Annotated in this window: 23 protein-coding genes and 1 pseudogene; 14 read left to right on the top strand and 10 right to left on the bottom strand. The window is 67.4% G+C overall.

The genetic code is table 11. The features are described from left to right. From acs to EET10_RS30355, 3 genes are all read right to left on the bottom strand, one after another. Positions 1–1,953, bottom strand: a complete 1,953-nt coding sequence (gene acs, locus EET10_RS26565; protein WP_063467203.1) for an acetate--CoA ligase — start codon at positions 1,951–1,953, stop codon at positions 1–3. Positions 1,954–2,006: 53 nt separating this feature from the next. Further along, a complete protein-coding gene (locus tag EET10_RS26560; RefSeq protein ID WP_081260542.1) occupies positions 2,007–2,495 on the bottom strand; it encodes a DUF4232 domain-containing protein in 489 nt (162 codons plus the stop codon). A 125-nt stretch (positions 2,496–2,620) separates the two neighbouring features. Then, positions 2,621–3,037, bottom strand: coding sequence for a hypothetical protein (locus EET10_RS30355; RefSeq protein ID WP_136623034.1), 417 nt, complete (start codon positions 3,035–3,037; stop codon positions 2,621–2,623). Positions 3,038–3,183: 146 nt separating this feature from the next. Here EET10_RS30355 and EET10_RS26550 point away from each other — a divergent pair, with 146 nt between their 5' ends. From EET10_RS26550 to EET10_RS26530, 5 genes and pseudogenes are all read left to right on the top strand, one after another. Then, on the top strand, positions 3,184–4,803 hold the full coding sequence (locus tag EET10_RS26550) for a peptide ABC transporter substrate-binding protein (RefSeq protein WP_122502646.1): 1,620 nt from the start codon (positions 3,184–3,186) through the stop codon (positions 4,801–4,803). A gap of 1 nt (position 4,804) precedes the next feature. Beyond that, on the top strand, positions 4,805–5,731 hold the full coding sequence (locus EET10_RS26545; protein WP_036405745.1) for an ABC transporter permease: 927 nt from the start codon (positions 4,805–4,807) through the stop codon (positions 5,729–5,731). After that, entirely contained in the window at positions 5,724–6,587 is an 864-nt protein-coding gene (locus EET10_RS26540; protein WP_036405742.1) for an ABC transporter permease, read from the top strand. The genes EET10_RS26545 and EET10_RS26540 overlap by 8 nt, the downstream gene beginning before the upstream one ends. Continuing rightward, positions 6,584–8,202: pseudogene (locus EET10_RS26535) on the top strand (dipeptide ABC transporter ATP-binding protein). The gene EET10_RS26540 and the pseudogene EET10_RS26535 overlap by 4 nt, the downstream one beginning before the upstream one ends. Positions 8,203–8,213: 11 nt before the next feature. Then, positions 8,214–8,972, top strand: a complete 759-nt coding sequence (locus EET10_RS26530) for a Fic family protein (protein ID WP_063467206.1) — start codon at positions 8,214–8,216, stop codon at positions 8,970–8,972. 476 nt (positions 8,973–9,448) lie between these two features. On the opposite strand, the gene EET10_RS26520 is transcribed toward EET10_RS26530, so the two are convergent. Continuing rightward, positions 9,449–10,306: an HAD-IB family hydrolase gene (locus EET10_RS26520; protein ID WP_036405891.1), complete on the bottom strand. Its 858-nt coding sequence runs from the start codon at positions 10,304–10,306 to the stop codon at positions 9,449–9,451. 483 nt (positions 10,307–10,789) lie between these two features. Between EET10_RS26520 and ssd the strand changes: the two genes are divergently transcribed. From ssd to EET10_RS30350, 8 genes are all read left to right on the top strand, one after another. After that, complete coding sequence (ssd, locus tag EET10_RS26515) at positions 10,790–11,839, top strand: septum site-determining protein Ssd (RefSeq protein ID WP_036405740.1); 1,050 nt, start codon at positions 10,790–10,792, stop codon at positions 11,837–11,839. After that, entirely contained in the window at positions 11,836–13,002 is a 1,167-nt protein-coding gene (locus EET10_RS26510; RefSeq protein WP_036405738.1) for a TadA family conjugal transfer-associated ATPase, read from the top strand. The genes ssd and EET10_RS26510 overlap by 4 nt, the downstream gene beginning before the upstream one ends. After that, positions 12,999–13,796 (top strand): type II secretion system F family protein, encoded by a 798-nt coding sequence (locus tag EET10_RS26505; protein WP_063467209.1) that lies wholly within the window; start codon positions 12,999–13,001, stop codon positions 13,794–13,796. The genes EET10_RS26510 and EET10_RS26505 overlap by 4 nt, the downstream gene beginning before the upstream one ends. Continuing rightward, positions 13,793–14,383: a type II secretion system F family protein gene (locus EET10_RS26500; RefSeq protein ID WP_063467210.1), complete on the top strand. Its 591-nt coding sequence runs from the start codon at positions 13,793–13,795 to the stop codon at positions 14,381–14,383. Before EET10_RS26505 ends, EET10_RS26500 begins: the two co-directional genes overlap by 4 nt. A 143-nt stretch (positions 14,384–14,526) precedes the next feature. Beyond that, complete coding sequence (locus EET10_RS26495; protein WP_122502645.1) at positions 14,527–14,823, top strand: hypothetical protein; 297 nt, start codon at positions 14,527–14,529, stop codon at positions 14,821–14,823. A gap of 17 nt (positions 14,824–14,840) precedes the next feature. Continuing rightward, positions 14,841–16,094, top strand: coding sequence for a hypothetical protein (locus EET10_RS26490; RefSeq protein ID WP_136624769.1), 1,254 nt, complete (start codon positions 14,841–14,843; stop codon positions 16,092–16,094). Positions 16,095–16,176: 82 nt separating this feature from the next. Beyond that, positions 16,177–17,754 (top strand): recombinase family protein, encoded by a 1,578-nt coding sequence (locus tag EET10_RS26485; protein ID WP_122502643.1) that lies wholly within the window; start codon positions 16,177–16,179, stop codon positions 17,752–17,754. Positions 17,755–17,846: 92 nt separating this feature from the next. Next, positions 17,847–18,035 (top strand): hypothetical protein, encoded by a 189-nt coding sequence (locus tag EET10_RS30350; protein ID WP_218028491.1) that lies wholly within the window; start codon positions 17,847–17,849, stop codon positions 18,033–18,035. Between the two features lie 247 nt (positions 18,036–18,282). Here EET10_RS30350 and EET10_RS26475 read toward each other — a convergent pair whose 3' ends face one another. Beyond that, on the bottom strand, positions 18,283–18,660 hold the full coding sequence (locus tag EET10_RS26475) for a hypothetical protein (RefSeq protein WP_122502641.1): 378 nt from the start codon (positions 18,658–18,660) through the stop codon (positions 18,283–18,285). Between the two features lie 835 nt (positions 18,661–19,495). Here EET10_RS26475 and EET10_RS26465 point away from each other — a divergent pair. Then, entirely contained in the window at positions 19,496–19,822 is a 327-nt protein-coding gene (locus tag EET10_RS26465) for a hypothetical protein (RefSeq protein WP_122502639.1), read from the top strand. Between the two features lie 223 nt (positions 19,823–20,045). Here the strand turns inward: EET10_RS26465 and EET10_RS26455 are convergent, their stop codons facing one another. The 5 genes from EET10_RS26455 to EET10_RS29870 all read right to left on the bottom strand — a co-directional run bounded on the left by EET10_RS26455 (position 20,046) and on the right by EET10_RS29870 (position 22,433). Then, a complete protein-coding gene (locus EET10_RS26455; protein ID WP_122502637.1) occupies positions 20,046–20,246 on the bottom strand; it encodes a hypothetical protein in 201 nt (66 codons plus the stop codon). A gap of 300 nt (positions 20,247–20,546) precedes the next feature. Further along, positions 20,547–21,416 carry a phage major capsid protein gene (locus tag EET10_RS26450; protein WP_122502636.1) on the bottom strand — a complete coding sequence of 290 codons (870 nt, stop codon included), beginning with the start codon at positions 21,414–21,416 and terminating at the stop codon, positions 20,547–20,549. 230 nt (positions 21,417–21,646) lie between these two features. Continuing rightward, the gene (locus EET10_RS26445; RefSeq protein ID WP_122502635.1) at positions 21,647–22,135 is read right to left on the bottom strand and encodes a hypothetical protein; all 489 of its coding nucleotides are present in this window, start codon (positions 22,133–22,135) and stop codon (positions 21,647–21,649) included. Beyond that, the gene (locus EET10_RS29875) at positions 22,132–22,272 is read right to left on the bottom strand and encodes a hypothetical protein (RefSeq protein WP_167480231.1); all 141 of its coding nucleotides are present in this window, start codon (positions 22,270–22,272) and stop codon (positions 22,132–22,134) included. The genes EET10_RS26445 and EET10_RS29875 overlap by 4 nt, the downstream gene beginning before the upstream one ends. Beyond that, positions 22,269–22,433, bottom strand: coding sequence for a hypothetical protein (locus tag EET10_RS29870; RefSeq protein WP_167480230.1), 165 nt, complete (start codon positions 22,431–22,433; stop codon positions 22,269–22,271). The genes EET10_RS29875 and EET10_RS29870 overlap by 4 nt, the downstream gene beginning before the upstream one ends. Positions 22,434–22,650 lie beyond the last annotated feature (217 nt).

The following is a 22,650-nucleotide window of genomic DNA, read 5'->3' as shown; positions in this document are numbered from 1 at the left end:
CTACTTGGCGGCCCGGATCGCGTCGAACACGCCCGGGTCCAACAGCGTCGACGTGTCACCCAGTTCCCGGTTTTCGGCGACGTCGCGCAGCAGCCGGCGCATGATTTTGCCGCTGCGGGTCTTGGGGAGTTCCGGCACCACATGGACCTCGCGGGGCCGGGCGATCGGCGAGATCTCCCGGGCCACTTCGGAGCGCAATTCTTCGACGGTCCCGTCGTGCGGTTGGTAGTTGGCACGCAGCACGACGAACGCGCAGATGGCCTGAGTGGTGGTCTCGTCGGTAACCCCGACCACGGCCGCCTCGGCCACCCCGGAATGACCGACGAGCGCCGATTCCACCTCTGCGGTGGAGATGCGGTGCCCGGACACGTTCATCACGTCGTCGATGCGGCCCAGGACCCAGATCGCGCCGTCGGCGTCGATGCGAGCTCCGTCGCCGGCGAAGTAGTAGCCCTTGTCGGCGAATTTCGACCAGTAGGCGTAGTGATACCGGGCGGGGTCACCCCAGATGCCGCGCAACATCGACGGCCAGGGCTGGTCCAGGACGAGATAACCGCTGATGTGCTCGTCGCTGTCGGTGTCCGGTTCCAGCGGATCGCCGTGGTCGTCGACGACCTTGGCCGAGATGCCGGGCAGCGGCGTCATCGCCGAACCGGGTTTGGCCGCGGCGAAACCGGGAAGCGGCGAGATCATCGACGAGCCGGTCTCGGTCTGCCACCAGGTGTCCACGACCGGTGTGCGTCCGGCGCCGATCACGTCGCGGTACCAGCGCCACGCCTCGGGGTTGATCGGTTCGCCGACCGACCCGAGCAGCCGCAGGCTGGACAGATCGTGCGAGTCGGGAATCTCGCGGCCCCATTTCATGAATGTCCGGATCAGTGTCGGGGCCGTGTAATAGATTGTGACACCGTATCTTTCGATGATCTGAAAATGCCGGTGCTCGTCGGGTGTGTTGGGGGTGCCCTCGTAGAGCACCTCGGTGACCCCGGCGGACAGCGGTCCGTAGACGCCGTAGGTGTGGCCGGTGACCCAGCCGATGTCGGCGGTGCACCAGAAGACGTCAGTGTCCGGCTTGACGTCGAAAATGGTGTGCATCGTATAGCAGCTCTGGGTCAGATAGCCGCCGCTGGTATGCAGAATGCCCTTGGGCTTGCCGGTGGTGCCCGACGTGTAAAGCAGGAACAGCGGCTGCTCGGAGTCGAAGGCTTCCGGGGTGTGTTCGGGTGCGGCGGAGTCGACGACGTCGTGCCACCACAGGTCGCGGTCGTCGTTCCAGCTCACGTCAATTCCGGTGCGCCGCACCACCACAACGTGTTCGATCGGGCTGTCGGGGTCGTTGACCGCCTCGTCGGCGGCGTCCTTGAGCGGCATCGGCTTGCCGCGCCGGTATTGTCCGTCGGTGGTGATCAGCACCTTGGCTTTGGCATCGGCGATCCGGGCGCGCAGTGCGTGTGCGGTGAAGCCGCCGAAGACGACGGTGTGCATGATGCCCAGCCGAGCGCAGGCCAGCATGGCGATCACGGCCTCGGGGACCAACGGCATGTAGATGGCGACCCGGTCGCCGGCGACCAGGCCGAGTCCGGTAAGCGCGTTGGCCGCCTTGCATACCTGGGTCAGCAGATCCGCATACGTCAGGGCTCGGCGGTGATCGGCGGGCTCGCCTTCCCAGTGGATGGCGACCCGGTCACCGTGGCCGGCTTCGACGTGGCGGTCCAGGCAGTTGTAGGCGACATTGAGTTTGCCGCCGACGAACCATTTGGCGAATGGCGCGTCCGACCAATCCAGCACCTCGGTGAACGGGGTCGCCCAGGACAGCAGCTCGGCCTGCTTGGCCCAAAAGCCGAGGCGGTCTTGTTCGGCCTCGCGGTAGAGCTCTTCGTGGGCGTTGGCCTGCTCGACGAAGTGTTGCGGCGGTAGGTAGGAGGACGGGACTTCGGCGGAGGTCTCGGTCACTCTTGCGAGCCTAGCCCTGCGCGGATGTGACCGGCCCAGCCGAGGCCGTCCGGCTAAGCCGACTCACCGGGTCGCGGTGCAGCCTCGGTGATGGGGTGCACCTGCAATTGGCAGGCCTCGATCGTGGCCGGCACGGTGAACACCACCGGGGTGTCGGGAGGGTTCACGAGCAGGTCCGTGTAGGTGGGGCATTGGTCGCCGCCGGCGTCGACGGCGATACTCTCCACGACGGTCTGCGCCTGTTGCGACAGCGACACGATGACCGTGGGCGGCTCCGTGACACTGGCCGGCAAGCCGCCCATGTACCCGCGCAGCGTGGGCTGGGCATGAATGAGGGGCCCGCCGGCGCCCGAGTCGACGCCGGGGTAGCCGGTGAGCGTGCACGGCACCGCGCCGCCGGCAAGGCTGAATATCAGGTTCAGCGCGCGGTGGCCCACGGCGGCCTGGGTCGGGGAGGCGGTCAGGGCGATGCGCTCCGCCCGGCACGGCGTGGGTTCGTCGTTGCTGTCAACCGGCGCGGCCCACGCGGCTGGGCCCGCCATGGTCCCGGCCCAACTCGCTGCGGCCATCGCGAAGGTGGCGATCACTCGGCGGGCACATCGCCGCGGCGGACGCCCCTGAGGTGCATGCACGACGGTGATTATCCGGGAAAGTTATCCCTATTACCTCAAATCACAAGATTCGGTGTCCGGCCCGCCCGCCACGTCGCTTGTCGATCACCGTCAGTGGCTGGCTCATCGGCCATCGGTGGGGTGAGAAGCCCTGTGCCCGAATATAATTCCGCGCCTCCGGATCCCTCGGAGGTTCTCGGACCGGCACTGGCCAGACGTCCGAAGATCGCCAGCACACCCAACGTCAGCAGCACCGTGCCGATGACGATCAGCGTGGTACCCGACGATCTGCCCCGGGGGTTTGGCGACGAGGGTTGGGGCGGCCGTAGAACACCGGGCTGCGAACGACCGCGCGAGCGTTGCTTCAACCCGACGATCAGCAAGATCCATCCCACCGTGGGAACGACGAGTGCCGTCATCAAATACGCCGCCTGAAAGGCGTCCGCGTGCGCGGCGAGAGATGTGACGGTCATCCGCGGGATTCTAGGATATCCGGGCTCGTCCCGGCGTAGTGAATGTCAAACCCGAAGGGGACGGCAGCTCTTGGCCCAAACCCATCTTGCTTTCGGTGTGCGGGCCCCGCATGATTGGCGGGCCGGCACGCTTTAGGGTCGCTGTCATGGTGCGCGCCGCGCTGGCCTGGCTGGCCTCAGTAGCCTCCGTGCTGCTGGTGGCCGCCGGTGTGACGGCGTGCGGCGGCGGCCTGTTGAGCCCCGACGTGGTGCTGGTCAACGGCGGCGAACCACCCAACCCGCTGATCCCGACCGGCACCAACGACAGCAACGGCGGGCGCATCCTCGATCGCTTGTTCGCCGGCCTGATGTCCTACGATGCCAGCGGCAAGCCCTCACCGGAAGTTGCCCAGGCCGTCGAAACCACCGACAACGTCAACTACCGAATCGTCCTCAAACCCGGCTGGAAGTTCACCGATGGTTCACCGGTGACGGCCCATTCGTTCGTCGACGCCTGGAATTACGGCGCCTTGGCCGCCAACGCCCAACTGCAGCAGCAGTTTTTCAGCCCGATCGAGGGATACGACGACGTGGCAACCGGCGACGCGAATCGGACCACCATGTCCGGGTTGCGGGTGGTCAACGACCTCGAGTTCAGCGTGCGGCTCAAGGCGCCGACCGTCGACTTCGTGTTGCGACTGGGCCACAGCTCGTTCTATCCGTTGCCCGACGCAGCATTTCGGGATATGGCGGCGTTCGGCCGCAATCCGATAGGCAACGGCCCCTACAAGTTGGACACCGGTGCCGATGGTCCGGTGTGGGAACACAACGTCAGGATCGATCTGGTGCCCAACCCCGACTATCACGGCAACCGCCAACCCCGCAACAAGGGTCTGCGGTTCGAGTTCTACGCCAACCTCGACACCGCCTATTCGGATCTGCTGTCCGGCAATCTCGATGTGCTGGACACGATTCCGTCGAGTGCCCTGACCATCTACCGGCGCGACCTGGGTGACCATGCCACCAGCGGGCCCGCCGCGGTCAACCAGTCCCTGGACACGCCGCTGCGGCTGCCGCACTTCGGCGGCGAGGAGGGCCGGCTGCGCCGGTTGGCCTTGTCGGCGGCCATCAACCGTCCGCAGATCTGTCAGCAGATCTTCAATGGAACCCGCAGCCCGGCGCGCGATTTCACCGCCCGCTCACTGCCGGGATTCGACCCGAATATCCCGGGTAACGAGGTGTTGGATTTCAACCCCGGGCGAGCCCGCCAACTTTGGGCCCAAGCCGACGCAATCTCGCCGTGGAGCGGCCGATACGCCATCGCCTACAACGCCGACAGCGGCCACCAGGAGTGGGTCGACGCGGTGGCCAACAGCATCAAGAACGTGTTGGGCATCGACGCCGTCGGCGCGCCGCAGCCAACGTTCGCGGGTTTTCGCACCCAGATCACCAACCGCACCATCAACTCCGCATTCCGCGCCGGCTGGCAAGGGGACTATCCCTCCATGATCGAGTTCCTCGCGCCGCTGCACACCACCGGCGCCGGCTCCAATGACGTCGGCTACTCCAGCGCCGAATTCGACGCGGCGCTGGCCAGAGCCGAGGCCGCACCCACCCTGCGCGAGGCCGACCTGCTGGTTAACAACGCACAGCGAATCCTGTTCCGCGACATGCCCGTTGTTCCGTTGTGGGACAATATCGCCGTCGTGGGGTGGTCGACCGAGGTCAGCAATGTGCGCGTCACCTGGAACGGGCTGCCCGACTACGAGAACATTGTCAAGGCCTGATATGGGTCGGTATCTGGTGCGGCGGATCGCGGCGATGGTGCCGGTGTTCATCGGCGCGACGCTGCTGATCTACGCCATGGTGTTCCTGTTGCCGGGCGACCCGCTGGCCGCGATCGCCGGCGACCGGCCGCTGACACCCGCGGTGGCTGCGCAGCTGCGCGCCCGCTACCACCTCGACGACCCGTTCCTGATGCAGTACCTGCGCTACCTGGGCGGTCTGCTGCATGGCGACCTGGGCCGTGCCTACTCCGGCCTGCCGGTCAGTTCCGTTCTGGCGCATGCTTTTCCGGTCACGATCCGGCTGGCGTTGGTCGCGCTGGTGGTGGAGGCGGTGCTGGGTATCGGGTTCGGCGTGATCGCCGGCCTGCGCCAAGGCGGGTTGTTTGACGCCACGGTGCTGATCACCGGGCTCGTCATCATCGCGGTCCCGATATTCGTGCTCGGCTTCCTCGCTCAGTTCCTGTTCGGTGTGAAGCTGGGGTTGGCGCCGGTGACGGTCGGAGGGCGCGCGACGCTCGGTCGGCTGTTGTTGCCCGGAATCGTTTTGGGCGCGGTGTCGTTCGCCTATGTGGTGCGGCTGACCCGTTCGGCGGTGGCCGCCAACGCCGACGCGGATTATGTTCGCACCGCCACCGCCAAGGGGTTGTCGCGGCCGCGGGTGGTGACTGTGCATATCCTGCGTAACTCGTTGATCCCGGTGGTGACATTCCTCGGCGCCGATTTGGGTGCGCTGATGGGCGGAGCCATTGTGACCGAGGGCATCTTCAACATCCACGGCGTGGGCGGGGTGCTGTACCAGGCGGTCACCAGACAGGAGGCGCCGACGGTGGTGTCGATCGTGACGGTGCTGGTGGTCATCTATCTGCTCACCAATCTGGCGGTCGACCTGCTCTACGCCGCCCTGGACCCGCGGATCCGATATGGCTGAGCCCGGCGGGTTTTGGTTCGACAGCTGGCGCCGGCTGCGCCGGCGACCGAAGTTCGTCGTCGCCGCCGCACTCATCCTGCTCATTCTTGTCGTAGCGGCGTTTCCGGGCTTGTTCACCGGGGCCGACCCGACGTATGCCGATCCCAGCCAGAGCATGCTGAACCCGTCGACGGCGCACTGGTTCGGCACCGATCTGCAAGGCCACGACATCTACGCGCGCACCGTCTACGGAGCGCGGGCATCGGTGATGGTGGGACTGGGTGCCACCTTCGCGGTATTCGTCGCGGGCACCGCGCTGGGTGCGCTGGCCGGCTTCTACGGCGGCTGGCTGGACGCGGTGATCTCGCGGATCACCGACGTGTTCTTCGGATTACCGTTGCTGCTGGCCGCGATCGTGCTCATGCAGGTCATGCATCACCGCACGGTGTGGACCGTGATAGCCATCCTGTCCCTGTTCGGTTGGCCCCAAATCGCCCGAGTGGCCCGCGGTTCGGTGCTCGAGGTACGGGGCAGCGATTATGTGCTCGCGGCGAAAGCCCTGGGGCTGAGCCGGTTTCAGACCCTGTTACGCCATGCGCTGCCCAACGCCGTCGGTCCGGTGATCGCGGTGGCCACCGTTGCGCTGGGCATCTTCATTGTCACCGAGGCCACGCTGTCCTACCTCGGGGTCGGCTTGCCGACGTCGGTGGTGTCGTGGGGCGGCGATATCAATGTCGCGCAGATGCGGCTGCGGGCGGGCTCTCCGATCCTGTTCTATCCGGCCGGCGCACTGGGGATTACGGTGTTGGCCTTCATGATGATGGGTGACGCGTTGCGCGATGCCCTGGACCCGGCCTCGCGAGCGTGGCGGGCATGAGCGGGGATGCGCCGCCGTTGTTGTCGGTCGACGGTTTGGAAGTCAGGTTCGGCTCCGAGCCGGTGCTGCGCGGCATCGACCTGACGGTCCTTCGCGGTCAAACCGTGGCGGTGGTGGGCGAATCGGGTTCGGGGAAGTCCACTCTGGCCGCCGCGATCCTGGGCCTACTGGCACCCGGTGGGCGCATCACCGCCGGCCGCATCGTATTCGGCGGACGTGACATCACCTCGTTCGACCGGCGGCTCATGCGGAGCATCCGGGGCCGCGAGATCGGCTACGTGCCACAAGACCCGATGACCAACCTCAACCCGGTCTGGAGAGTCGGCTTCCAGATCCGGGAGGCGTTGCGGGCCAACACCGCCGGCCGCGACACACGACGGCGCGCGGTGGAGCTGCTCGGCGAGGCCGGCATGCCGGATCCGGGCAGGCAAGCCCAGCGCTATCCGCACCAGTTGTCCGGCGGCATGTGTCAGCGGGCATTGATCGCCATCGGGCTGGCGGGGCGGCCGCGGCTGCTGATCGCCGACGAGCCGACGTCGGCGCTCGACGTGACCGTGCAGCGTCAGGTCCTCGACCATCTGCAGCACCTCACCGACGAACTGGGCACCGCGCTGCTGCTGATCACTCACGATCTGGCGCTGGCGGCCGAGAGGGCCGAGTCCGTGGTGGTCGTCAACCGCGGGGTGGTGGCGGAATCCGGTGCAGCACAAGAGCTGCTGCGTGACCCGCAGCACGAATACACCCGGCGGCTGGTGGCCGCCGCTCCCTCGCTGACGATGCGGCGGCCGGCACCGGACCGGCCGGAGCCGGCCACACCAGCCAACGACATTGTCGTCGTCTCCGAGCTGACCAAGACTTACCGTGAATCTCGCGGCGTGCCCTGGCGACGGGCGGAGTTTCGTGCCGTCGACTCGGTGTCGTTTCGGCTGCGCCAAGGAAGCACGCTGGCGGTCGTCGGCGAATCCGGCTCCGGCAAATCGACCCTGGCGCGCATGGTGCTCGGTCTGCTGCAGCCGACATCGGGCACGGTGGTTTTCGACGGCGAGGACATCGACGGGCTGGACCGGGCCCGCGCGTTCGCATTTCGTCGTCGGGTGCAGCCGGTGTTCCAGAACCCGTACAGCAGCCTGGATCCCAGGTACTCGGTATGTCGCGCCATCGAGGAACCGTTACGTATCCACCGGTTCGGCGACCGCACCCAGCGTCGCCAGGCGGTGCGTGAAGTGGTCGACCGGGTGGCGCTGCCGTCGTCGTGCTGGATCGGCTGCCGCGGGAGCTGTCGGGCGGTCAGCGCCAGCGGGTCGCGATCGCCCGGGCATTGGCGCTGCGGCCCGAGGTGCTGGTGTGCGACGAGCCGGTCTCGGCGCTCGACGTGCTGGTACAGGCCCAGATCCTGGATCTACTGGCCGAGCTGCAGGCGAGCTTGGGTTTGACATACCTGTTCATCAGCCACGACCTGGCCGTCATCCGGCAGATCTCCGACGACGTGCTGGTGATGCGCGCCGGCCGGGTGGTCGAACACGCCACCAGCGATGACGTCTTCGCCCGGCCACGCCACGAATACACCCGGCAGTTGCTGGAGGCCATTCCCGGCGCCGGGACAGCGTCCCGTTAGGTTGGGGAGCTGTGACGGCTGACCCGCTGGCTGCGTTGATGGAGCTACCCGGTGTTGCCGACGCCAGCGACCGCGCCCGTGCGGCGCTGGGCCGGGCGCACCGGCACCGAGCCAACCTGCGGGGGTGGCCGGTGACCGCCGCCGAGGCGGCGCTGCGGGCGGCGCGGGCTTCCTCGGTGCTCGACGGGGGCCCGGCGCGGCTAGAAGACCTGGGCGAGGCCGGCGCGGCCGGCGATCCCGTGTTCGCGGGGGCGCTGCGGGTAGCGCAGGCGCTGGAAGGCGGCGGCGTCCCGCTGGTCGCTGTATGGCAGAAGGCGCCGCTGCAGGCACTGGCGCGCCTGCACACGCTGGCGGCCGCCGGCCTGGTCGGCGACGACAAGTTGGGGCGTCCACGGGCCGACTCCGGGATCGGGCGTCGCCTGGAGTTGCTCGCCGAGGTCATGACTCGTCCCACGCGGGCGTCGGCACCGGTGGTCGCCTCAGTCGCGCACGGAGAACTGTTGACGCTCAAGCCCTTTGGCTATGCCGACGGAGTGGTGGCCCGGGCGGTGTCGCGGCTGGTGACGATCGCCACGGGCCTGGACCCGCACGGACTCGGGGTACCGGAGGTGAGTTGGATGCGTCGACCCGCGACCTACCGTGACGCCGCGCGCAGCTTCGCCGAGGGCACACCCGACGGTGTCGCGGCCTGGCTGGTGCTGTGCTGCCGGGCGCTGACGGCCGGGGCGCAGGAGGCGCTATCGATCGCCGAGGCATTGCCACGCAGATAGCTGGTGGGACTACAAAAGCAAATTGTTCGCAGAAATGCGAAGCGGGCGGCGACCGAAGGATTCGAATCGCCGCCCGCCAACACGGTTCTCGGTTACCAAGCGTGCATTTCGGGGCTGCGTGGGTTGGCCTCGGCGCTTTTGCGACACTTCCGGCTGCAGCCCCACCCAAAGGACCGTCGCTACCGTCTATACTTCGCAATTACGCAGGCCCGCAACACTTCTGCCATTATCGCGGCTATGACTCCGCGTGGGTGCCGGGAACCGTGCTGGGTGCCCGGGTCGGGAGAACGAACCTTCTCTTCCGGATCGACCTTGGCCTCACCGGGCTTCCGTGACTCCATTTGTACTACTAGACCCTGACCACAGCAAGGCCTAATTGCGTGAAAATTCCGTGACAACTTTTGATTGTGGCCCAAAGCGTTTGCTACCGAGACGATTGGTGAAACTGGGACACCAGTGCCGTATCGTCGCGGAGGTCAGAAAGCGAAGCGGCGCAGCAGCGCGTAGCTGACAGCTCCGGCGGCCAGCGCACTGACTCCCACCGCGGCAGTTGTGGCGATCGCCGCGCCCGACGGCGCCGGGATACGGTCGCGCAGGGAGACCGGCCGGGAGAATGACAACACCTGCCAACCGCGTTCGATGGCTAGTTTTCGCAATCCGCGATCGGGGTTGACCACCGACGGGTGCCCCACGGCCTCGAGCATCGGTAGGTCGGTAATCGAGTCGGAGTAGGCGTAGCAGTGTTCCAGCGGGTAGCCCTCGCGGGAGGCCAACTCGCGGATCGCCTGTACCTTGCCCTCGCCGTAGCAGTAGAACGCGACCTCACCGGTGTACTTACCGTCTTGCACGACCATCCGGGTGGCCATCGCATGAGTGGCACCCAGAGCGCGGGCGATCGGCGCCACGATCTCCTCGCCCGAGGCGGAGACCACCACGACGGCGCGGCCGCACAGCTTGTGGGCGGCGATGAGGTCGGCGGCTTCGGCGAAGACCAGGGGAGTGACGATGTCGTGCAGCGTCTCGTTGACGATCGACTTCACCTGTTCGACGTCCCAACCGGTGCACATGTTAGTCATGTGGACACGCATCCGGTCCATCTGGTCGTGGTCGGCGCCGGAGAGCAGGAAGATGAACTGCGCATAGCTGGACTTGAGCACGGCACGGCGGTTCAACAGCCCCTGCGCGAAAAAGGGTTTGCTGAACGCCAGTGTGCTGGACTTGGCGATGATGGTCTTGTCCAGATCGAAGAAAGCGGCGGTGCGCAGCTGTGGGGGCGGCGCGTCGGCTGACTGGGGTGAGGTTTGCTGCTGGGCGGCCGGGTCGGGGACGGTCACCAATCCAGCATAGGTTGGCGCCCGGAACGCCGTGATCTTGTGTCCGAAGGGCTGAATGGCAACAAGTGTTGTCACTTTGGCCGCCACGTTTACACGGCTCAGGCCGTATTTTTTCGCTTGCGCAATTACTTGCGTGAATGCCATCTGGCATGTGTATAGTAAGCATTACTCGGCCCTGAGCCGAGGGTGCATCAGCCCGACCCCCCGGGGCTGAAGCACGACGACCTCCGCCTCCTCCCCCCCTGGCGGGGGTCGTCCCTTTTCTGGGGCAAAATCTGCGGAACGCAGCGCTGAGCGTGGCTCGCTTGACGTTGCGGAGATCTTCGCGAAGGCCGGTGTCCGAGTCCGATGTGAGCCGGCGGCCAGCGTAATTGTGCACAGCTGTGTCTCTATCCACAGATTGCACTGTGGGACTGGTGTCCAACACCGGCGGCCCCGCAGGGTGGGGGAGTGACCCAATCCCTTGGTCCCGGAGTGTTGGCGATGTTGACCGCCGGGCAACTGCGCGACGAGTTGGACCGGATCGCCGCGGCCGTGGGTGTGCGGGTCGTTCACGGCGGGCAGCGTTCGGTGACCAGAAAGACTTGGTCCGCGGCGGCCGCAGTGGTACTCGACCAAGCGGCGGCCGAGCGTTCCGGCCGGATTGCCCTGCCCCGGCGTGCCCACGTCTCGGTGCTGGCGGGCGGTGAACCTGTCACGGCGACCTGGGCGGCGGCCATCGCCGTGGGCGCCGAGCGGGTGCTGCGGATGCCCGAGCAAGAACACGAACTGATCCGGGAACTCGCCGACGCCGCCGCATCGGCGCGCGACGAGGGCATCCGCGGGAAAGTCGTCGCCGTCATCGGAGGCTGTGGGGGTGCCGGGGCCTCCCTGTTCGCGGTCGCCTTGGCCCACAGTGCCGCCCAGGCGCTGCTGGTGGACCTCGATCCGTGGGGAGGCGGCATCGATCTGCTGGTCGGCGGTGAATCAGCACCTGGTGTGCGCTGGCCCGACCTGGCTTTACAGGGTGGCCGGCTGAATTGGCCGGCCGTATACGAGGCCTTGCCGCGACACCGGGGGATCAGCATGCTCTCGGGCACCCGGCGCGGTTGCGAGTTGGACGCCGCACCGGTGGAAGCGGTCATCGACGCCGGCCGGCGCGGCGGAGTCACCGTGGCCTGCGATCTGCCCCGGCGGATGACCGACGCGAGCCACGCCGCATTGGACTCCGCCGACCTCGTCGTCCTCGTCTGCCCCAGCGATGTCCGGGCCTGCGCGGCCACCGCCGCGATCGTTCCGGTGCTGACCGCGATCAACCCCAACCTGGGGCTGGTCGTGCGCGGGCCGTCACCCGGTGGATTGCGAGCAGCGGAGGTCGCCGACATCGCCGGCGTCCCCCTGCTGGCGTCGATGAGAGCCCAGCCGCGCCTCGCCGGGCAATTGGAACACGGTGGCCTTCGGTTGCGACAGCGATCGGCGCTGGCCGCGGCGGCGCGGCGGGTCCTGGCGGCGTTAGGGCATCCGCAGGGCGGGCTGAACGGCAGGGCCGCGTGACCGGATCACTGATCGAACGGGTCCGCGAGCGGCTGGCCACCGAGTCTGCGCCGCTACGTCCCAACGTGGTGGCCGCGGCGATCCGCGCCGAATCCGGCGGGATGCTCGGCGACACCGAGGTGCTCGCCAACCTTCGAGTGCTGCAGACCGAACTGACCGGTGCCGGCATTCTCGAGCCCCTGGTGTGCGCCGACGGCACCACCGATGTCCTGGTCACGGCGCCCGACGCGGTGTGGGTTGACGATGGAAACGGTCTGCGGCGCAGTGAGATTCGGTTCACCGACGAGGCGGCGGTACGGCGATTGGCGCAACGGCTGGCGCTGGCCGCGGGTCGGCGGCTCGACGACGCGCAACCATGGGTTGACGGGCAGCTGAGCGGGATCGGCGCCGCCGGGTTGACGCTACGCCTGCACGCGGTGTTACCGCCTGTGGCAGCCGAGGGCACCTGCTTGTCGCTGCGGGTGCTGCGGCCCACGACGCAAGACCTGACGGCGCTGGCCGCCGCAGGCGCGATATCGCCGCACGCCGCCGACCTGGTCGCCGAGATCATCGCCGCACGCTTGGCGTTCCTGGTGTCTGGGGGCACCGGCGCCGGCAAAACAACACTGCTGGCTGCCATGCTGGGCGCCGTCTCCGGCGCCGAGCGGATCGTCTGTGTCGAAGACGCCGCCGAGCTGGCTCCCCGGCATCCGCACCTGGTCAAGCTCGTGGCCCGATGCGCGAACGTCGAAGGTGCCGGTGAGGTCACGATGCGCCAGCTCGTCCGGCAGGCACTTCGGATGCGGCCCGACCGCATCGTCGTCGGCGAGGTCAGGGGAGCCGAGGTGGTGGACCTGCTGGCCGCCTTGAACACCGGCCACGACGGAGGTGCGGGCACCGTGCATGCCAACAACCCCGGCGAGGTTCCCACCCGGTTGGAGGCGTTGGGCGCGCTCGGCGGCCTGGACCGTGTCGCGTTGCACAGCCAGCTGGCCGCCGCCGTCCAGGTGCTGCTGCACGTCACGCGCGATCAGGCGGGTCGACGCCGGCTGAGTGAGATCGCCATACTGCGCCGAACCGACAGCGGCCTGGTGCAGGCGGTGCCGGCATGGCATGTCGAATACGGAATGGCCGACGGCGCAGCCGATTTGCGCAGCTTGTTAGAAAGCCGGATGGCAGCATGAACGGCCTCGCGGTGGCGTCGCTGGCGTTGGCTTCGGCGCTTGTGGTTGCGCCGTCATCGCCGCGGCGGTGGCAGATCTTTCGTCCCCACCGTCGACAAGATCCGCTGCGAGCACGCTGGGTTCTCGGGGTCGGAGGCGGTGTCGTTGTGGGCGCCGTCGTGGTGTTGCCGTTGACGACCGTGCTGGCTGTCGCGGTGGTGGGCGCCACGGCGACCCTGCGTTACCGCCGACGACGTCGCGGTCGGCGCGGCACCTGGGAAGCGAAGTCGTTGGAATCAGCTCTGGATGTGCTGGTCGGCGAATTGCGGGTGGGCATCCATCCGGTGCGGGCGTTCGGCACCGCCGCCGACGAAACCGATGGTGTGGTTGCCGCATCAATGCGCGCCGTGGCGGCGCGCGCTCGACTGGGTGCGGACGTCACGGGCGGCTTGCGCGCGGCAGCCCGGATGTCGGCTCTGCCCACGCACTGGGAGCGACTCGCCGGGTACTGGCAACTGGCCAGCGATCATGGCTTGGCTGTCGCCACCTTGATGCGCGCTGCCCAACGCGAAATTGTTGAGCGGCAACGTTTTTCGTCAAGCGTGGCATCGGGGTTGGCCGGTGCGCGCGCCACCGCGAATATTCTGTCGGGACTGCCCCTGCTCGGGGTGTTGCTCGGTCAGCTGATCGGGGCGCGACCGGTGAGCTTCATGCTGAATGGGCATGCGGGCGGATGGCTGTTGGTGGTTGGTGTTGCGCTGGTCTGCGCGGGACTGTTGTGGTCGGACCGGATTACCGATCGAGTGGCGCCATGAGTACCGCGGCAGTGTTGCTGGCCGCGGCGTTGTTGGCCGGAGTCGGCCCGACGGTCGTTCGGGCGCGCGTGGGGATGCCGTCTCGCGCGCCTCGGATGCGGCCGCGGCCGGCGCAAGACCGGGATCCGCTGGCCTTCTCGTCCAGCCTGGATGTGCTGGCGGTGTGCCTGGCCGCGGGCATGGCGGTGTCGGCCGCCGCGGCGGCGACGGCCCCCTCGGCACCGCCGCGACTGGCGCAGCTGTTGTCCCGCGCCGCCGACTTGTTGACGTTAGGGGCCGACCCGTCGGTCGCCTGGTCGCTACCGCCGGACTTGCCGCCCGGCTCCGCCGACGCGCATCTCGATGCGCTGCTGCGGCTGGCGCGGCGTTCGGCGTCCTCGGGTGCCGCGCTGGCCGACGGTGTTGCCGCACTGGCCGCGCAGTCCCGCCACGACGCCGCACATGCGGCCACCGCCGCCGCCCAACGCGCCGGGGTGCTGATCGCCGGTCCACTGGGGCTGTGCTTTCTGCCGGCGTTCGTGTGCCTGGGCCTTGTCCCCGTGGTGGCCGGGTTGGCGGGAAAAGTACTTGACTCGGGTCTGATGTGAAGTCGAAACGAAAGGAACACAGTGGTGGCCAACATATTTCAGGTGATCGCGGCACGCATGGCGCTGCTGGTGACCGACGAGTCCGGCATGTCTACCGTCGAATACTCGACTCGACGGGTTTAACACCAAGATAGGATTTGCCGATGGACGACGAGTTTATCCCGATAGCCGCCGCCGCCGCCGACGAGTGTGGGGTACCGCCGGAGACGTACATCTCGATGTTGGTCAATGACGGGATGCTGCTGGTGATTCCTGGGACCGAGGACCCGCGCTGCACGCCAGACCGCTGGGTGCTGGGCGGGATCGGCTGGTTGAGCGACACTCTCCTGCCCCGTGACATGGGTGGCGTCGACATGGTCAGACACGTCGCCGATTGCGAATGCGGGTTCATCGCGAGCCCCCACCCTGACATCGTGCCGATAGGCGAGGCCGAGCTGTGACGACCGGGGTCCGACCCTTGGATGCCTCGCGCGTCCTCGGGGCTGACGACGGGTCTCCCGCCGAGATGCTCGCCCGCATCATGGGCGAGCCGGTGAAGCGGAAACCGGCCGACTGGTCGGCGTTGACGGAGAGCACGGCGGCCAAGGCGGGGCCGCCGCTCACCGACGAGGAGGCGGCTGGGTGGTACGCCAAGGTCGGCGGGGTTGGTGAGTTCGCCAGCCAGCCGTGGATACCGCTGCCGGAGGCGGTAGCCGCGCGGATCGTCTATCCGAAGGGCCAGAACCGGCAGGCGAAGTGCTGGCACCTGATGGACTATGACGCGGTCAACGAGACGCCATCGTGGGCGGACGAGATCCACCCGCCGCCCAGGCGAGAGTCCTACTCCGGCAAGGAATATCACTCCGACGACCCGTACGCACCGGGCTGGTATCCCGCGCTCAACCGGGATGTCGGCAAGCTGGACGACCAAGGCAAGCCGATCCTCCGCCCGCTGCTCGACAAGCTGAAGTCCGACGACCGCGGCCAAGTGTGGACCGACCCGCACGGGCCGGGCAGGACGTGGGACGGGCGGGATGCTGTCCGATACGAGGGCGGCCGGAAGGTAGACCCAGACGGCTACGACGACGACGGGGACGACAACGACGTCGTCCACCGCGTTCGCCGGGTCGATCCGACTCACGACGGAGGTCGAGCCCCGGACGGTGAGCCGGTCACGATGCGGCCGGGGTACTGGCAGGTGGCCCGGTGGGCGAAGTGGTCCGCAGCCCACACCCGCTGCGAGATCTGCGGCAGGGACGACCTCCCCCGGTCCGGTAAGCGCAGGCCTTGCGAATTCGAGCCGTGGGGCGGATGCCGGTGCAACGGATGCTCGTGGGAGGCGGTGAACAACTCCAAGCGGAGGTATCACCCCGGCGATTGCACCGAAGAGGCAGGGCGCCGAGACGACGCCCGCCACTACCGTCGCAAACAGCGCAAGGCGGGAAAGCCCCGGTACCTACACCCCAGGGTACCAACGGATGTACTCGTAGACCTGTCCCAGATCGTCACAGGCGGGCTGAGAGCGTCGTCCTGGTATCAGCAGCCCAGTTTCCCCGATCCGGTTGAGGCGGAGGGGATCTGGACGGCAGCCCGGTGGTTCTGCGAGCGGATCTGGTGGCCGCCGGAATACGCAGATCCCACCGGGGAGGCGGCTGCACGGCTGCCGGTGGTGAGGCTGGAAAGCCCAGCCCCGGCGGTCTGGTCGATCAGGTCGATTAGGTCGGCAGCGTGACCGGCAAGACGGAGGCCCCCGCTTCGGCGGGGGTTCTGCGCGGGGTGGAGCGCGCCTGGCAGACCTGGGCGAGGGTGACGTGATGCGAGCGCTGATCGTGGTGCGGCTGTCGCGGGTCACCGACGCGACGACCGCGCCAGAACGCCAGCTCGAAACATGCCGGGACCTCTGCACCCAGCGCTCCTACGAAGTCGTTGGCGTAGCACAGGACTTGGACGTGTCGGCTGGGAAGACCTCCCCGTTCGACCGGCCGCAGCTGGGCGATTGGCTCACCAACCGGCTAGGTGAATTCGACGTGTTGGTGGTCTCTCGGATGGACCGAATCGTCCGCCGGTTGCTGGACCTGGCGGACCTAATCCGTTGGTGTCAGGAGCATTCCGTCGCGCTGGTCAGCGCATCCGAGGCTTTCCTGGACCTGACAGCACCTTTCGGGGACATCATCGCGCTGCTGGTGGCCAAGGTGGCCGAGATGGAGCTGGCGGCCATCTCGGAGCGGAACCGATCAGCGGCACAGCACAACATCCGGGCCGGGAAGTACCGGGGCGGCGTACCGCCGTGGGGATACCTGCCCGACAAGTCGACCGGGGAGTGGCGGCTCATCCCAGACCCCAACCAGGCCAACGTCATCCGCGAAGTCGTCCGACGGGTGCTCGATGATCGCGAGCCGCTGCGGGCGGTCGCTCACGACTTGACCGAGCGCGGGATTCCTACCCCGCGTGATGTTTTCGCAGCCAGCCGGGGCCGCGATCTGCGCGGCTACGGGTGGTCATCCGGGAGGCTCAAAGCGTCGTTGACATCGCCTGCGCTGCTCGGCTACGCGATGTCGGGCAATGAACCCGTGCGGGTCGACGGCGCGCCCGTCGTCCGGGCCGAACCGATCCTCACCCGCGAGGAATTCGACCGCGTCGTGGCCGAGCTGTCGGCACGCGAGAACCGCAAAGAGCCCACCAAGCGGACCCGGGCACTGCTACTCGGGGTCATCTTCTGCGGGTGCGGTCAGAAGATGTACAGCCTCAAAGGCGGCAAAGGCCGCCAGTACCGATACCGCTGTGCCAGCGCTCAATACCGCGCTGGGTGCGGCGGTCCGTCGTGCGTGGCGTCGGCCGCCGATCGGCTTGTCGAATCGACCATCGTCGGGCTGCTTGGGGAATCCGAGCGGCTATCGAGACGGTGGGACGCAGGCGACGACCACTCTGCTGAGTTGGCCGACGTTGACGCGGAGCTGGCCGACCTCGCGGGCCAGCTCGGCACCCCGGCGTTTCGGCCGGGAACGCCTCAGCGGCAGCGGCTCAACGACCGGATCAACCTGTTGGCTCAGCGGCAGGCTGAGTTGTCGCGGAACGTCGTTCGGCCCGCCGGTTGGGTCTGGGAGCCTACCGGCGAGAAGTTCGGCGACTGGTGGGCCGCTCAGGATGTGCAGGGCCGGAACGTGTGGCTACGGGAGGCTGGTGTGCGGCTCGTGTTCGACGGTGGCTACCAGCTCGATCTCGGGGACCTCGACACGATGACCCAGCAGCTCAACCCGGCAGGGGCTGCCGCTGGGTGGCGGCAGGTGTTCGACAAGATGACCGAAGCGGGCATCGCAGGCGCGGAGTACCTGGGAGACGGCAAGTACCGGCTGACTGACCGGCTAGGCCGCGTCGAAGTGGTTGACGCCTAGCTGCGCGTCCCTGGGTGCCGCTCCGGCGGGCGCTTGCGCTGCTCACGCATCCGGCGCTGTACGGCCAGAAGCTCACGCGATGTCTTGCTCGCATGGCAAGGCCCACAGGCGGCCTGAAGGTTCGCGTCCCGGTGGTCATCACCGCGGCGGACGTGGTCTACGTCGGTGGCCTTGCCCAGACACCGCGGGCCGCGGATCTGGCACTGGTAGTTGTCCCGCTGCAAAATCCGCAGCCGGATCTTGTGCCAATCAAGAGGCAACCGCCGACGTCGGTCAGATGATCCCCAACCGTGGGACGCTGGGCGTCCCGGTGCACGTTGGGGAGTCATCCCCCGCTGGCTTTCACTATGGCGCTCCGAAGGGCGCTCCGAAGTTCGGCGTACGCGGGATCTGTTGGGGACCAGCTTCTCTGGCCCCCGAACACCGGGTGCTCGCTTGGTGGGTTGGCGAGCAGCGCTCGCCGGAACAGCTCGGCCGCAGGGGGGCCAGCCGCAGCCGAGTTGGTCGGCTTGCGCCGTCTCCCAGGTCTCATCTCCATCGCCCTTCTGCTCCGCGGCGCCCGAAGTCAGACGCCGTCATCATCTCGTCGTCCAGCCGTATCGACTTCAGCATCGACAGCAGCAACGCCTGCGTCTTGCGGAGGTCGTCAACCTCCGGCATCGACGTGATCTGTTTGTTGTAACCGAGCACGCGGGTATCTGCCCCCGCTGCCCGGACGATCCGGCGAAGCCGGTCCACCTCATCGGCCAGGAAACATGCCTCCTCGATCACCAGCACCGTCTCCGGCGCATGGTCGAACTCCGCCGACTCGTGCAGCTCACGCCACAGCCGCTTGCCTCGGGCGCGTAGGCCCGTTGGCGGCCTCGGCGGCGTGTTTTGGGCCTCTTCTGGCTCGCTTTGAGCCATTTTTGGCCCCCTTTCGTTGTGTCACGCTGGCCCGCTGACCAGCGTCTTGTCTTGTTTTGCCTGGCAAAAACAGCTCTGCCCGCACAGCCAGGCAGGGGCGCATAACCCCACGGTCAAACGGGCGCGGGCAGGGTGCTCCCCCTGGGGGCCTGCCTGCCCCGCGGGGCAGGCCCACGCCACCCCCATGCGCCTACCCAGGGGGCCGGTGTGCCCTATGCCCGTGCGCCCCAAGCCCTCTCGGTGCCAGGGGCCTGCCCACCCGAGGGAGTGCCCACCCCATACCTGCCTGTGCCCCTGCCTGCCCATACCCCAGGGCAGGGGCGAGGGCAGCCACCCCCCGAGGGGGCAGGGCAGGGCCTACTCCCACTAGCCCAGTGCCCCAGTGCATCCCACCCCCGGCAGGGCCGAACGCGGTACACGCTGGCCGTGTAGACAGATACACGCTGAGCGTGTAGCGTCGCGAACATGACAACGAACATCCGCCGCGTAATTGCGGCTCTCGCAATCACATCCACTGCTGTGCTGTCGCCCGTTGCTCGGGCTCAGGCCGAGCCAATGGAAGACCAACCGGGTTGGTCGTGTGTGGACGACGGCAACCGCGTGTGCGGCCCCGAGAACTCCGAAGGCAAGCCAGCCGGTTGCTATGACGACGGCGGTGTGTTGTGGGCACCGTGGCCGTGCGCGGCATGGACGCCCGCCGATGGCTACCGCCACGGCGACGGGTCGGTCACACGATGACCCCCACTGCCGTCGTGATGATGGTGGTTGTCATGTCCCCCCTGTGGGTTCAGCTCGCTATCGAGTTGACACGCTCGATCTCCCGGAAGGTGAACCGATGATGGACCGCGACGAGTTCCGCGCCGTAAGCGTCCTGGTGGGTGATTGGCCCGCCTATGATCTCGCGGACCATCTGGCCGACGTGATGCCCGAGACGCTGCCCGATGGGCGGTACATCTGGGACATGTCAGCCGAGGATCTGGCTCGGCTGTCGGTGGACCACTACCCAGGCGGCGCCGTGGGATTGCAGCTCGCGCTGATGGGCCTTGGGTGTGAGGACCGACCAAGCCAGCCGACAGTCCCCCGCTTCGGCGGGGGGTTCGTCGTTCGGGACCAGCGGAGCTGTGTCCCTTCGTGGTGGGGCTACCGTACCCGCCTATGGTGACCAGATGGCCCCGACTCGATACCTGAGCCGCACCGCTAGGCGGTCATCGTGACCGCCGACGTACGTCGCCCGGTGAGGTATCTGAGCCGGGCTGAGGTAGCCGAGCGGATCGGCGTCAAGCCTGACACCCTCGGGCGGTACAACCTGCCCGAGCCGGATGCCGTGATCGGAACCGTTCGGGGTTGGTTGCCCCGGACTATCGACCGTTGGAACCGTGCTAGGCCTAGCCGCCGCGCCTGATGGAGTCCCACTGCTCGGCCGTGATGCCCACGCTCGCAGCCACTTCTCGCAGTACACCCTCTAGTCGTTGGGCTTCTCCCCACGCGTCCGCGGTGGCCACCACAGCGGCCCAGTATTCGGTCGTGAGACCCGAATGACCCAGCGCCTCAACGATGTTCCTTGCGTGGTATAGCTCCGCGTCCATCGCCCGGCATGGTACCGAGCAGTACGCCCGCGTGCCCGCGCTGGTGTGCCGGGGCGGTGTCTTGCGCTCGCACCCCTCGCGAGAGCAGCGGCTAGGGTTCCTAGTGCGACCGCGTCGGCCGCCTCGTGGCCTCGTACCGGCTTGTGTCTCTTCTGGCATGTGTCACCTTCCCCTTGGAGTGCCTAAAGAGGCCCCGGTTTCCCAGGGCCTCCCGGTGAGTTATTCAGTTGTGTTACCCCGCTGGGACATCAGCGGAGCTGAGTCCCGTTGGCGTCGGGAGCTTCGCTCCCTAGCAGCGGGTTACGCGTAGTCGAACAACCGCACCACACCGGCCGGGTTGGTCACGCCGAAGTCGACACGAGCCACACCGCGGACAGCGGTGCCGTCCTGCTGGAACGCGGATGACTTGTCAGTCACGATCTGCGTTCCCTGGCGTCGAACGGTGAACACCTGCGTGGCGTCAACGATCCACGCGGCGGTCAGCGCGTCAACCGCTCGGTTGACGATTACCGGGACACCGCTGATCGTGAAACCGGCGTAACCGGCGGCACGCTGCTCGGTGGCCAACGGCACGTCCTGCACCAGGTAGCTGGTGTAGCCGGTCGCGGTCTTGATCTTGCGCCAGGTCACCTCGACCGACGGGTTGATGATGACCGCGGTCGGCTCAGCACCGTTGTCCTTCGCGAGCTTGATACCGTCCTTGACGTGATCGAAAGTCGCGCTCGCCACAGCGATGTCAACGTAGCTGTAGGCCGTGACGCCCATCGGGAGCTGAGGCCCCTTGGAGACCGCCGACAGGCTGAAGAACGCCGCGTCGATCTTCTTCGCGATCGATCGCCCGATCGAATTTCCGATCAGGTTCGCGATAGCGGGGTCGGTGTCGGCAACACTCTCGTTGGACACGAGGGTGTAGGCCTTGACGCCCTTGGGGGCTACCACCAGCTCGTCTGTGGTGGGGTCGTCGGCCGTGATGCTGTCCAGCTCGTTGTACCACCCGGAATCCACGTCGCTGGTGAGCAGCGGGATACGGATCGACTCCGAGGAGATGTTCAGCACGGTAGCCACGGCCGGGTTGAACGCGGTCGAGTTCGTCTCGATGACGATGTCGACCAGCTTGCCGTAGGACTCAGGAGTGAATGCCTGGTCCAGACCGGCGTTTGTTACTGACATGTGTGTTTCTCCTTGAAACGACAATGGCCCCAACCCTTTTGGTTGAGGCCCCGGATTCAAGGACGGGCCACTGACCCATACCTACCAGTCGGCGGAATGCCAACTAGTTTGCGCCACTGACGCATTCGATCCCAGGCTGGACGTCCACGCCACTGACGTGGACACCTGGGCTCGCTCCCCGGCCGGGAATCGAACCCGGCCTACGGTTCCAAACGGGGATGCCACCCGCCCTAGACGGGGGCGAACATGCCGTCGAACGAAGTCGGCGCCGAGGGTGCGAGCGGACCACCGCCTCGGCCTTGCGTCGGGTCGGTGGCCGCCACGCGGGGATTCTTGGCCAGACCGGGCCGGGACACGATGAGCTTGCCGACCGCCTCGGCGACGGCCTCGGGGCGCACGAACCCGGCGTCGTCCACGAACGCGGCGAGTTCGACCCCGCCCAGCTCCATTAGGTCGCCGGGCTGCGCCAGGTGCTCGGCCGCGATCCGCTCGACCTCGCGGAGCTGAAGGGCCTCGATATGGGCGCGGGCCTCGTTCCGCTCGACGCGGTACCGCTGCTCACGCGGGAACTTGGGGTCAGCGTCGCCCGCCTGTGGCGGGCTAGCACCGTCCCCGGCGGGATCGGCAGCACCACCTTCGGGCGTGCTGGTTTCCGGGGCAGAGTCGGCCGCTGGTGGCTCGGCGGGTGTGGGGTGGGTGTTGGGTGCATCGGTGCTCATTTCGTGCCTCTCGGTTTGTGGTGGGACGCGGTGGCGGCGTCGTCAAACCACCAGGGGACCGCACCGGCCGCCCGGATGGCGGCCACGTACGGCTCTTTCAGCAGGACGTAGTCGGCGTAGTCGTCGGCCGCTGTCATCGGCCCCAGCCCAGTACGATCACGGCACCGTCAAGCGGGTGCTCGGCCGGGTTGGTGGACAGGTCGGTGATGTCGGCGTGGCCGACGTTCAGCACCACCTCAGGCCCGCCGCCGTGGCGGGCGGCGGCTATGGCCGCTTGGTCCATCATGTTCAGCTCCATGCATCTCCTATGTTTTCTTCCAGCAAACAACATCCAAGGCCAGAAACGCTCCGACCAGGGCAAACGCAGCAGACCATGCCAAAAGGCCAGGTCACGGCACGTTTTTCCAACACCAAAACGCCAACACTAGTAAAAGGTCGAAACGGGATGCCCCGCTTGCCCCCTGCCAGTTCAGAGCATGTTTTGCTTGCCCCATTTTTGCCCCATTTTTGCCCCG

The sequence above is a fragment of the Mycobacterium pseudokansasii genome, assembly GCF_900566075.1.
In the GTDB taxonomy this organism is placed as follows: domain Bacteria; phylum Actinomycetota; class Actinomycetes; order Mycobacteriales; family Mycobacteriaceae; genus Mycobacterium; species Mycobacterium pseudokansasii.
This window is presented reverse-complemented; position numbering and strand designations above follow the sequence as displayed.

Bases quoted from the DNA above. Each gene is read 5' to 3' on its own strand.
- EET10_RS26560 (WP_081260542.1), bottom strand. From the start codon at position 2,495: ATGGCGGGCCCAGCCGCGTGGGCCGCGCCGGTTGACAGCAACGACGAA.
- EET10_RS30355 (WP_136623034.1), bottom strand. From the start codon at position 3,037: ATGACCGTCACATCTCTCGCCGCGCACGCGGACGCCTTTCAGGCGGCG.
- EET10_RS26550 (WP_122502646.1), top strand. From the start codon at position 3,184: ATGGTGCGCGCCGCGCTGGCCTGGCTGGCCTCAGTAGCCTCCGTGCTG.
- EET10_RS26545 (WP_036405745.1), top strand. From the start codon at position 4,805: ATGGGTCGGTATCTGGTGCGGCGGATCGCGGCGATGGTGCCGGTGTTC.
- EET10_RS26540 (WP_036405742.1), top strand. From the start codon at position 5,724: ATGGCTGAGCCCGGCGGGTTTTGGTTCGACAGCTGGCGCCGGCTGCGC.
- ssd (WP_036405740.1), top strand. From the start codon at position 10,790: ATGTTGACCGCCGGGCAACTGCGCGACGAGTTGGACCGGATCGCCGCG.
- EET10_RS26505 (WP_063467209.1), top strand. From the start codon at position 12,999: ATGAACGGCCTCGCGGTGGCGTCGCTGGCGTTGGCTTCGGCGCTTGTG.
- EET10_RS26500 (WP_063467210.1), top strand. From the start codon at position 13,793: ATGAGTACCGCGGCAGTGTTGCTGGCCGCGGCGTTGTTGGCCGGAGTC.
- EET10_RS26495 (WP_122502645.1), top strand. From the start codon at position 14,527: ATGGACGACGAGTTTATCCCGATAGCCGCCGCCGCCGCCGACGAGTGT.
- EET10_RS26485 (WP_122502643.1), top strand. From the start codon at position 16,177: ATGCGAGCGCTGATCGTGGTGCGGCTGTCGCGGGTCACCGACGCGACG.
- EET10_RS30350 (WP_218028491.1), top strand. From the start codon at position 17,847: ATGGCAAGGCCCACAGGCGGCCTGAAGGTTCGCGTCCCGGTGGTCATC.
- EET10_RS26475 (WP_122502641.1), bottom strand. From the start codon at position 18,660: ATGGCTCAAAGCGAGCCAGAAGAGGCCCAAAACACGCCGCCGAGGCCG.
- EET10_RS26465 (WP_122502639.1), top strand. From the start codon at position 19,496: ATGATGGACCGCGACGAGTTCCGCGCCGTAAGCGTCCTGGTGGGTGAT.
- EET10_RS26455 (WP_122502637.1), bottom strand. From the start codon at position 20,246: ATGGACGCGGAGCTATACCACGCAAGGAACATCGTTGAGGCGCTGGGT.
- EET10_RS26450 (WP_122502636.1), bottom strand. From the start codon at position 21,416: ATGTCAGTAACAAACGCCGGTCTGGACCAGGCATTCACTCCTGAGTCC.
- EET10_RS26445 (WP_122502635.1), bottom strand. From the start codon at position 22,135: ATGAGCACCGATGCACCCAACACCCACCCCACACCCGCCGAGCCACCA.
- EET10_RS29875 (WP_167480231.1), bottom strand. From the start codon at position 22,272: ATGACAGCGGCCGACGACTACGCCGACTACGTCCTGCTGAAAGAGCCG.
- EET10_RS29870 (WP_167480230.1), bottom strand. From the start codon at position 22,433: ATGGAGCTGAACATGATGGACCAAGCGGCCATAGCCGCCGCCCGCCAC.